This is a genomic window from Microbacterium sp. AG157, from assembly GCF_003385695.1.
Taxonomy (GTDB): domain Bacteria; phylum Actinomycetota; class Actinomycetes; order Actinomycetales; family Microbacteriaceae; genus Microbacterium; species Microbacterium testaceum.
The window spans coordinates 1,228,558-1,238,088 of record NZ_QRDK01000001.1 but is presented as its reverse complement, the minus strand read 5'-3'; the positions used below and the strand labels follow the sequence as shown (position 1 = coordinate 1,238,088).

Here is a 9,531-nt window from a genome sequence, read left to right as displayed (position 1 = left end):
GTGGTGGTGCTGTGGGAGGGTTCGGTGACGGTGCCGTCGGGGGCGACGGCCCAGAGGGTGGTGCTGCTGCTGTCGCCGGGGGAGACGGCGGCTTCCAGGGCGGTGGCGGTGCCGGGGGCGATGGTGAGCTTGACGTACTCGGTGGCGGTGCCCACGCTGTTGGTGGCGGTGATCTTGATCTTCCAGGTGCCGGCGCGGGTGGAGGATCCGGCGAGGATGCCGTTCGTGAAGGTGACGCCGTCGGGGAGGATCGTGCTGTCGGTGTCGTCGTTTTCGACGGTGTAGGTGGGGGTGGGGGTGCCGGTGGCTGTGAGGCCGTCGAAGGAGAACGACTGTCCGGCGGTGACGCGTTTGGTGATCGGGGCGTCGCTGGTGGAGGTGACGTCGAAGGTGGGGGCGGTGTAGGCGGTGACCGTGACCGTGGTGGTTGCGCTGGAAGAGGTGTGAGACGCGTCGCCGGAGTAGGTCGCGGTGATGGTGTGGGTGCCGGCGGAGAGGCTCTTGGCGAGGGTCGCGGTTCCGTTGGTGAGGGTGGCGGCGCCGAGGTCGGTGGTGCCGTCGAGGAAGGACACGTTCCCGGTCGCGGTTGCGGGGGTGACGGTCGCGGTCAGTGTGGTCGCGGTGGCGTTGTTGGGGTTGTCGCTGGTCTTCAGGTCGGTCGTGGTGGAGGCTTTCGGTTCGTTGTAGGTGAGGACGATGCTGCCGTTACCCGAATTGCCATCCAGGGCGACGACTTTTGTCGCCGTCGACGCGACGAACCCCGACCCACCGCCACCTGAGCCGGCCGCCCCTCCGAACTCGTCGGAGCCGCCTCCGCCGCCACCGTACAACCCACCACCGCCACCACCGGCGGTGCCATAGTCCTGACCGTTCAGGTTGGCCGCGCCGGCGCCACCCTGTCCGAATGTCGTCGAACTGGATGCAGGGCTGTTGCTACCGGCTGCTCCCGGATAGACCCCGGACCCGCCGTCGCCCGCGCGCGACCTCGTTGCACCCCCGCCGGAATACACCCACGAGGTGAAGCCTTCAGGTGCAGTTCCCGCTTCGCCGGCGCCGGTAGATCCGCCCGCGCCTCCGGTTACCGGCTCGGCGGCTGCACTCGATCCGCCGCCGCCTCCGCCGGTTGCAAGGAGGAGTGAGGAGTCGAACAGGAAACTCCCGCCGCCTCCGCCGCCACCACTGGCGTGTGACGCTGCGTTGTCCTTCGTGCCAGCTGAGGCGCCTCCGCCGAAACCTCCGGCCGCGGGGGTCGTCGAGTCGGCGACACCGTCCTGCCCCGCGCCGCCGACGACAGCGGTGAGCTTCTCGCCCGGCTTCACGGACAGCGTCGCTCGCAAGGAACCACCGAGTCCACCGGCGCCTGGTACGACTTCATGGGACGGGGTGGTGTTAGCACCGACCGCGCCTCCGGACCCAGCCGACACGGTCGCCGTGACACTCGTCACGCCAGCAGGGACGACCCACTGCTCGGCGGCCCCTGAGTACGCGAACGTCACTGTGCAGACGCCAGACGTGCACGACGTGTCGGCTGCCTGCGCGGAGACTGCTCCGGCGAAGGTCAGGGCGGCGGTCATGGCGACGCCGACGCCTCCCGCGACCAGACGACGAACCGATAGGGACGAGGGAGAGCGCATGCGGAGCATCCTTAGGTGAAGGGGCAGAGGCCATGTCCGGCACGCCAGCCGGCCGGTGTTGAATCTACCGTATAGGTCAGTTATGAACCGTTTGATACCGTTTCATAACAGAATCTACCCGCGGCGCTTCGGCGCACGGACGGCTGGGCGCGAGGTTCTCTCCGCGAAATGGTTCGACAACCGGCGCCATGGCCTCTGGCATCCACACCCTGTATGGGAGCGAAGGACGCATCGAGCGCCGTCGAACCCGCACCTACGGCCCATGGGTCATTGATGTCTTGGCGTACGAAGGGGACGCAGCGAGGGTGCCGGTGGGCGATCCGAGTCCCGCGCCACGCCATGCTCGCTACCGGCATGGCCGACGGGATGAGTAGAGCTCCCGGCGGATGCAGCGCGTAGTTCTGGGGTGACGCGCGTCGGATGCCGCGGCCCCGAGGCGCGGCATCCGGCCCGCGCTACCCGGTCGTCGCGGAATCGGAGAACCGCACCGGAATCGGATGCCGGGTCTCGCTCGGTCCGATTCCGCTGCGTTCGTCCGATTCTGCTGCGCGAGTCCCCGGCTGTGGGCCTCAGGCCGCCGGCGCCGCCCGCCGCACCTGCGCGCGGATGTGCTCCTCGACCTCCGGGGTCACCTCGAGCACCGCGAACGACACCGGCCACATCGGGCCGTCGTCGAGCTGCGCGGTCTCGTCGAAGCTGACGGTGCCGTAACGCGTCTTGAACTTCGATGCCGGCTGATAGAAGACGACGACCTTGCCGTCTTTCGCGTAGGCCGGGAAGCCGTAGTACGTCTTGGGGTTCAGATGCGGCGCCTCTTCGAGCACGATCACGTGCACCCGCTCGGCGATGGACCGGTCAGCTCCCTCGAGCTTCTCGATCGCCTCGAGACAGGCCTCGTTCTCCTTCTGCAGCTTCGCCAGGCCCTTGAGCCCCTTCATGGCCCGGAGTTCTTCGGCGCGCTGCTTCATCGCTGCGCGTTCTTCGTCGCTGAATCCGGTGGCCATGGCATCCGTCCTCTCGAGGTCTGACGGAAGAGTAGCGCGCCCCAGGCCGCGCGTATCCCGCAACCTCAGTCCGGATCGCTGGATGCCGACTGGCCTTGCGCGGATCGCGGAGCGTTGTGCCGGCCCGCCTCAGGCCTGCCGCAGCCCCTCTTCCAGCGCGACCCACGCGAGCATCGCGCACTTCACGCGCGCCGTGAACTTCGAAACACCCGAGAGGGCGGCGGCGTCGGCGAAGGTCTCCTCGTCGAGGGGGATCTTGCCGCGGGAGCGCAGCGACTCCCGGAACGACGCGATCAGCGCTTCGGCGTCGGCGCGCGGCATCCCTTCGTCTCCGCCGTCTTCCTGCAGCAGGGCGACGAGCATCGAGGCCGAGGCTTGCGAGATCGAGCAGCCGGCGCCCTCCCACGTGACTGAGGTGATGTGGTCGTCGTCGACCGACACGCGCAGAGTGATCTCGTCGCCGCAGATCGGGTTGCGCTGGTGCACGGTCGCGCTGTGAGCGCCGGGCTCGGCGAGGCCGAACCCGCGCCGGTTCTTCGCGTGGTCGAGGATGAGCTCCTGGTACAGGGACTCGAGGCCGCTCATGCGCCCACCCCGAAGAAGCCGCGCACGCCCGAGACGGCGTCGAGGAGGGTGTCGATCTCGTCCTCCGTGGTGTGGATCGCGGCACTCGCGCGGACCGACGCCGTCATGCCGAAGCGGCGGTGCAGCGGCTGCGCGCAGTGATGGCCGACGCGGACGGCGACGCCGCGCGAGTCGAGGAACTGACCCACGTCGTGTGCGTGCACCCCCTCGACCTCGAAGGCCTGCAGGGCGACCCGCTCCGCGGCATCCGTGTCTCCGAGAAGACGGATGCCGTCGATCGAGCGCAGGCCCTCGCGCAGGCGTGTCTCGAGTCTCGCTTCGTGGGCGTGGGCGGCGTGGAGGTCGTGCTCGCCAAGCCATCGGACCGCGGCGGCGAGGGCGACCGCCTGCGACACCGGCTGCGTTCCCGCCTCGAAGCGCTGCGGCGCGGGCAGGTACTCGGCCTTGTCGAGGGTGACGGTCGTGATCATCGATCCGCCGGTGGTGAAGGGTGGCAGGCTGTCGAGCACCTCGTCGCGACCCCAGAGCGCGCCGATGCCATACGGCCCGTAGATCTTGTGCCCCGAGAACACGGCGAGATCGACTCCGGATGCCGGCAGGTCGAGGCGCAGGTGAGGAGCCGACTGGCACGCGTCGAGCACCGTCAGTGCGCCGACGCCGCGGGCCAGGGTGACGAGCTTCGCGACGGGGTTCACGATGCCGAGCACGTTCGACACGTGCGGGAAGGCGACGACCTTCGTGCGCGCACCGATGAGGTCGGCAGCGGCGTGCAGGTCGAGCATGCCGTCGTCGAGCACGGGGATGTGGCGCAGACGCGCCCCCGTGCGGGCGGCCAGCTCTTGCCATGGGATGAGGTTGGCGTGGTGCTCGGCCTCGGTGACGACGATCTCGTCGCCCTCGCGCAGACGACCGGCGTACCCCAGAGAGCCGGCCACGAGGTTGAGGCCCGCGGTGGCGCCGCTCGTCCAGACGAGTTGCTCGGGCTCGGCGCCCACGAACTCGGCGACGGAGACGCGCGAGTCTTCGAACAGCTCGGTGGCCTCGGCTGCGAGGGTGTGTGCTCCGCGGTGCACGGCGGAATTGGCCGTCTCGAGGAAGGCGCGCTCGGCGTCGAGAACGGCGCGCGGCTTCTGGCTCGTCGCGCCCGAGTCGAGGTAGACGAGGGGGCGACCGTCGATCTCGGTCTCGAGGATCGGGAAATCGGCGCGTACGGCGTCGACATCGAAGGGGAGGGTCACCCCTCCAGGCTACGTCGCGTTGTGGGGCGGGGTGCCGCGAGGCGAAGAAAAGGAGAAAGTACTTGCCAAAGTGGAAAGTAGTTGCGATGATCGAACTAACGAAAGGATCGCCATGGACCACACGCCCGCGATGACCGCGTCGGAAGCCCAACTGCTGCTCGATCGCGCCGACCGCCTCAGCCACGCCGCACACAACGCAACGCGGTGGCCGTACATCAGCTTCATCCTCGCGCTCGGGGTGGCGACCTCGATGGGCACCTTCGCGATGGCCGTCACGACCGGAGATACGTTCGGCCTCGCCTACGTGAGCTTGCTGGCCGTCGTATTCGCCCTCATCATCTTCTTCGTCGTCAGCATCCAAGGCCGCGCCGCCTTCGCCCGCGGCCGCCGCTGGACCGCCTACATCGCGAGCTGGTTCGCGTCGTACGCGCTCGCCCTGGCAGTCGTCATCTGGGCGCACGGCGACGTGCTGCTCGCGGCGCTGGCCTCGGGCCTCGTGCTCGTCGTCTCGCTGGTCTGCGCGGCGCGCGAGGCTCGGTCGTGACCACGTCGACCCCGCATCCCCGGCACCGGCTCGACGAGCTGCTGCAGAACTCCGTGCGGTTCTCGATCCTCGCGGCCCTCGACCGGGCGACCACATTGAGCTTCAAGGAGGTTCGGGATGCCGTCGAGGTCACCGACTCCGCGCTGAGCAAGCAGGTCTCGACGCTCGAGGGCGCCGGCTACATCGCTGTGGGGAAGTCGTTCGCGGGCAAGATGCCCCGCACCTCGCTCACCCTGACGAAGGAGGGGCGAGCGGCGTGGAGGAGCCACCTCGACACGCTGCGCGAGATCGCGGGGACGTCGGTCTGAGCCGTTCGATCGTTCGACACCGCGTCTCCCCGTCTCCTCATGGACGAGTCGATGAGACGCGGTGTCGTGCGCGAAGAGTGAGGAAGCCGGACCGGCCCGTTCGGAAACCGTGAGCACCGGCTGATCCCGCTCGCCGCGCGCGTAGACCGGATGCCATGACCCTCACGGCCCTGCTCCCCACCCTTCGATCCAGCATCCCGGCGCCCTTCGACGCCGCACTCTGGCCCGCGGGCTCGACCCCCACGCTCGACGACGTCACCGTGCGGGCCGTGTCGGTCGGTCGTTTCGCCGACATCTGCGGCACGCCCTGCGTCTGCACGGGCCCCGCGGTGATCCCGGCGTCGGGCGGGGTGGCATCCGCGACCCTCTCGACGACCGTGGTGATCGCGACCGTGACGGATGCCACGCTCGATACGCTGCGCCTCGATGCCTGCGTCGCCGGGCTCGAGGCCGTCTGGCGCGAGGCGCGGCTCATCGGCCGCGTGTCCCGCGCGTACGACGAGCCGTTCGCCGTCGTCGACGCGCACGGCGAGGAACCGTGCGGCACGGTCGTGCTGCCCGGGGACGTCTGCGTGGGCGATCGCATCGCCTTTCCCTGCCCCGGATGCCACACCGTCGGCGAGGTCCGCTGATGCTGCTGCACTCGATCGTCTTCGCCTCCCGCTGCGCCCGGGTACAGGCGGAATTCCTCGCCGCGGAGGCCGAGGACGAGGCGGCCGACGTGCGTGACTCCTGAGTGTCAGGACCGGCTCCGGCGGCAGCCGGCTCGGGCCCCGGTGCCGGCGCGTCTTTCCGACCGGGGGGCAAGCCGCCGCGGCGCGAATCTCAGGAGATTCGCGCGCTCGCGGCGGTCGTCCGGCCCGGGCCCGCTCAGACGACGAGCCGGTACCCCATCCCCTGCTCGGTGAGCAGGTGCGCGGGCGCCGACGGGTCGACCTCGAGCTTCTTTCGCAGTTGCGACATGTACAGCCGCAGATATCCCGAGTCGGCGACCTGTTCGCTCGCCCAGATCTCCTTCAGCAGCGTCTGTCGCGTCACGAGAGAACCGGGGTTGCGGGCGAGGAACTCGAGCATGCGCCACTCGGTCGGGGTGAGATGCACCCGGGCGCCGCCGCGCAACACGGCCTTCGCCGACAGGTCGACCTCGACGTCGCCGAAGCGCACCACGGCGTCCCCCGCCGACGGCACCGAGCGTCGCGCGTGCACACGCAGGCGCGCCAGCAGCTCGTCGATCTGGAACGGCTTGGTGACGAAGTCGTCTGCCCCGGCGTCGAGCGCCTCGACCTTGTCGGCCGAGCCCGTGCGGCCCGAGACGACGATGATCGGGGCCGTCGTCCACCCGCGCAGGGCGTGGATCACCTGCACCCCGTCGAGGTGCGGCATCCCGAGGTCGAGAAGGACGATGTCGGGGTGCGATTGCGCGGCGAGGGTGACCGCCGCGGCACCGTCGGCCGCCGCCACCACGTCGTAGCCGTGCGCGGCGAGCGTGATGCGAAGGGCCCGCACCAACTGCGGGTCGTCGTCGGCGATGAGTACCTTCACGGCATCCTCCTCGAGATTCCGGATGCCATGGCCTCCGCATCGGCCACGGGCAGCGCCACGACCATGGTGAGGCCGCCGCCGGGGGTGTCCTCCGGGGTGAGCGTGCCGCCCATGCCCTCGGCGAAGCCGCGCGAGAGCGCGAGGCCCAGCCCCAGGCCCGCGGTGTTGTCGGTGTCGCCCAGGCGCTGGAAGGGCGAGAACATGTCCTCGCGGCGGTCGGCGGCGATGCCGGGGCCGTGGTCGATCACGCGGATCTCGGCGGTGCCGCCGAGGCGGCTCGTCGCGATGCGGACGCGTTCGCCGTCGGGCGAGTAGCGCTGGGCGTTGGCGAGCACGTTCACCAGAACGCGCTGCAGCAGCACGGGGTCGGCGCGCAGCATCGGCAGGTCGGGATCGAGCGCGAGCTCGACGTCGTCGGGGCCGAGGTCGAGTTCGTCGAGGGCGGAGAGCACGACGCCCGCGGCATCGGTCGCCGTCAGAGACACGGCGAGCACGCCGGCCTGCACGCGGCTCACGTCGAGCAGGTCGGTGACCAGCACGGACAGGGTCGCAAGGCTTTCGTCGGCGGTTTCGAGCAACACCCGGCGGTCGTCGTCGGAGAGCTGGTCGCCGGCGGCGCGCAGGCCGCCGAGCGAGGCGACGGCGGCGGCGAGCGGACGGCGGAGGTCATGGCTGACGGCCGACAGCAGGGCGGTGCGCACCTGGTCGGTCTCGGCGAGGGCGCCGGCCTCGGCCGCGGTCTCGGCCAGATCGGTGCGCTCGAGGGCGGCGGCGAGCTGCGCCACGACCACGTCGAGCAGGCGCCGTTCCGAGGCATCGAGGTCGCCGCCGTGCAGCTCGAGGGTCGCGCGGCCGTCGCCCACGGGCACGATGACCGCGCGATCGTCGCGCACCGGCTCCCCGTCGGTGGCGAGCACCGTGCCGTCGGTCGCGATCAGGCGGACACCGGCGAGGCCGAACGCCTCGCGTGCGCGGCTGATGAGCGCGGGCACGGCGCTCTCTCCCCGCAGCACGCTGCCGGCGATCGTGGCGAGCATCTCGGACTCCGCCGCGGCTCGTCGGGCCGCCCGCGCGCGGCGGGCGGCCTGGTCGACGACGACGCTGACGAGCACGGCGATGACGACGTAGAGCGTCAGCGACAGCGCGTGCGCGGGGTCGCTGATGGTGATCGTGTAGATGGGGGCGATGAACAGGAAGTCGAGCGTGACGCCCGACAGCACGGCCGCGAACACCGCCGGCCAGATGCCGCCGACGAGCGCGACGACCACGACCAGCAGCTGATAGGCCAGCACGTCGGCGGTGATCGACTCGTCGGAACCGGTCGCGATCATCAGCAGCGACAGAAGGGGCCCGCCGACCAGAGCCGTCACGAAGCCGAGGATGCGCCGCTTCGCGCTCAGCGCCGGGCCCGCGAGCCGGGGGAGCGTGAACCGGCCCCCCGCACGCGCGTGGTTGACGATGTGCACGTCGATGTCGCCCGAGGCGCGGATCACGGTCGCCCCGATGCCCGGTCCGGTCAGGGCCGCGCCGAGACGCCCGCGACGGCTCACCCCGATGACCAGCTGAGAGGCGTTGACCGATCGCGCGAAATCGACCAGGGCGGTGGCCACGTCATCGCCGACGACCTGGTGATACGTGCCGCCGAGGGTCTCGACGAGGGCGCGCTGTTCGGCGAGGGCGCCGGGGGCGCTCGCGCGCAGGCCGTCCTGCGTCGACACGTGCACGGCGAGCAGCTCACCGCCGGCGGAGCGTGCCGCGATCCGGGCGCCGCGGCGCAGCAGCGTCTCGCCCTCGGGGCCCCCGGTGAGGGCCACCACGACGCGTTCGCGCGCTTGCCACGAGCCCTCGATGCCGTGCTCGGTGCGGTACCGCTGCAGGGCGGAGTCGACCTCGTCGGCGAGCCACAGCAGGGCGAGTTCGCGCAGCGCCGTGAGGTTGCCGAGACGGAAGTAGTTCGACAGGGCGGCGTCGATCCGCTCGGCCGGGTACACCGAGCCCGCCGCGAGGCGATCGCGCAGGGACTGCGGTGCCAGGTCGACGACCTCGATCTGATCGGCCGCCCGGACCACGGCATCCGGGACCGTCTCGCGCTGCACCACGCCGGTGATCTTCTCGACGACGTCGTTGAGCGATTCGATGTGCTGCACGTTCACGGTCGTGATCACGTCGATGCCCGCGTCGAGCAGCTCCTCGACGTCGGTCCAGCGCTTGCCGTTGCGAGAGCCGGGGACGTTGGTGTGCGCCAGCTCGTCGACGAGCGCGATTCTCGGGAGCCGTTCGAGCACGGCATCCAGGTCCATCTCGTCGAGCGCGACGCCGCGGTGCGCCACGGCCCGGCGCGGAACCACCTCGAGGCCTTCGGCTTGAGCGGCGGTGGCGGCACGGCCGTGCGTCTCGACGATCGCGATGACGACGTCGTGGCCCTCCGAGCGCAGCCGGCGCCCCTCCTCGAGCATCTCGTACGTCTTGCCGACGCCGGGGGCCATGCCCAGCAGCACGCGCAGGCGCCCGCGCTTCACGAGGCGTCCCCCGTGCGCGTTCCGTCGAGTGTCCAGAACACGCCGCGCCCGCGAACGGCCAGCGGCATGTTCTGGACACTCGACCGGCGTTCCCGCACACGGCGCCGCCGCCGCACGGAGGGTGCGACGGCGGCGACGGGCGACAGGGTCATGACAG

General features: G+C 70.7%; 10 protein-coding genes. 3 read left to right on the top strand and 7 right to left on the bottom strand.

The genetic code is table 11. The annotated features are described in order from the left end of the window. The 4 genes from DEU35_RS16810 to DEU35_RS05860 all read right to left on the bottom strand — a co-directional run. A partial coding sequence (locus tag DEU35_RS16810; RefSeq protein ID WP_258873358.1) for an Ig-like domain repeat protein occupies positions 1-1,574 on the bottom strand: 1,574 nt, incomplete at its 3' end. Positions 1,575-2,203: 629 nt separating this feature from the next. Further along, positions 2,204-2,638 carry an iron chaperone gene (locus tag DEU35_RS05870; protein WP_116238856.1) on the bottom strand — a complete coding sequence of 145 codons (435 nt, stop codon included), beginning with the start codon at positions 2,636-2,638 and terminating at the stop codon, positions 2,204-2,206. 129 nt (positions 2,639-2,767) lie between these two features. Next, positions 2,768-3,223, bottom strand: coding sequence for a Fe-S cluster assembly sulfur transfer protein SufU (sufU, locus tag DEU35_RS05865; protein ID WP_116238855.1), 456 nt, complete (start codon positions 3,221-3,223; stop codon positions 2,768-2,770). Continuing rightward, positions 3,220-4,461, bottom strand: coding sequence for an aminotransferase class V-fold PLP-dependent enzyme (locus DEU35_RS05860; protein ID WP_116238854.1), 1,242 nt, complete (start codon positions 4,459-4,461; stop codon positions 3,220-3,222). Before DEU35_RS05860 ends, sufU begins: the two co-directional genes overlap by 4 nt. A 112-nt stretch (positions 4,462-4,573) precedes the next feature. Here DEU35_RS05860 and DEU35_RS05855 point away from each other — a divergent pair, with 112 nt between their 5' ends. The 3 genes from DEU35_RS05855 to DEU35_RS05845 all read left to right on the top strand — a co-directional run bounded on the left by DEU35_RS05855 (position 4,574) and on the right by DEU35_RS05845 (position 5,945). After that, the gene (locus DEU35_RS05855; protein ID WP_103211035.1) at positions 4,574-5,005 is read left to right on the top strand and encodes a chemotaxis protein CheY; all 432 of its coding nucleotides are present in this window, start codon (positions 4,574-4,576) and stop codon (positions 5,003-5,005) included. Further along, positions 5,002-5,313: a transcriptional regulator gene (locus DEU35_RS05850; protein ID WP_103211037.1), complete on the top strand. Its 312-nt coding sequence runs from the start codon at positions 5,002-5,004 to the stop codon at positions 5,311-5,313. Before DEU35_RS05855 ends, DEU35_RS05850 begins: the two co-directional genes overlap by 4 nt. Before the next feature lie 155 nt (positions 5,314-5,468). Beyond that, positions 5,469-5,945 (top strand): hypothetical protein, encoded by a 477-nt coding sequence (locus tag DEU35_RS05845; protein WP_116238853.1) that lies wholly within the window; start codon positions 5,469-5,471, stop codon positions 5,943-5,945. A gap of 238 nt (positions 5,946-6,183) precedes the next feature. On the opposite strand, the gene DEU35_RS05840 is transcribed toward DEU35_RS05845, so the two are convergent. The 3 genes from DEU35_RS05840 to DEU35_RS17050 are packed head-to-tail and all read right to left on the bottom strand — an operon-like array spanning position 6,184 to position 9,526. Further along, positions 6,184-6,855, bottom strand: coding sequence for a response regulator (locus tag DEU35_RS05840; protein ID WP_116238852.1), 672 nt, complete (start codon positions 6,853-6,855; stop codon positions 6,184-6,186). After that, positions 6,852-9,374 (bottom strand): ATP-binding protein, encoded by a 2,523-nt coding sequence (locus tag DEU35_RS05835; protein WP_116238851.1) that lies wholly within the window; start codon positions 9,372-9,374, stop codon positions 6,852-6,854. Before DEU35_RS05835 ends, DEU35_RS05840 begins: the two co-directional genes overlap by 4 nt. Beyond that, entirely contained in the window at positions 9,371-9,526 is a 156-nt protein-coding gene (locus DEU35_RS17050) for a hypothetical protein (protein ID WP_180993498.1), read from the bottom strand. The genes DEU35_RS05835 and DEU35_RS17050 overlap by 4 nt, the downstream gene beginning before the upstream one ends. Positions 9,527-9,531: the final 5 nt, after the last annotated feature.

Coding starts and splice junctions, on each gene's coding strand:
- DEU35_RS05845 (WP_116238853.1), top strand. CDS start 5,469: ATGACCCTCACGGCCCTGCTCCCCACCCTTCGATCCAGCATCCCGGCG.
- DEU35_RS05870 (WP_116238856.1), bottom strand. CDS start 2,638: ATGGCCACCGGATTCAGCGACGAAGAACGCGCAGCGATGAAGCAGCGC.
- DEU35_RS05855 (WP_103211035.1), top strand. CDS start 4,574: ATGGACCACACGCCCGCGATGACCGCGTCGGAAGCCCAACTGCTGCTC.
- DEU35_RS17050 (WP_180993498.1), bottom strand. CDS start 9,526: ATGACCCTGTCGCCCGTCGCCGCCGTCGCACCCTCCGTGCGGCGGCGG.
- sufU (WP_116238855.1), bottom strand. CDS start 3,223: ATGAGCGGCCTCGAGTCCCTGTACCAGGAGCTCATCCTCGACCACGCG.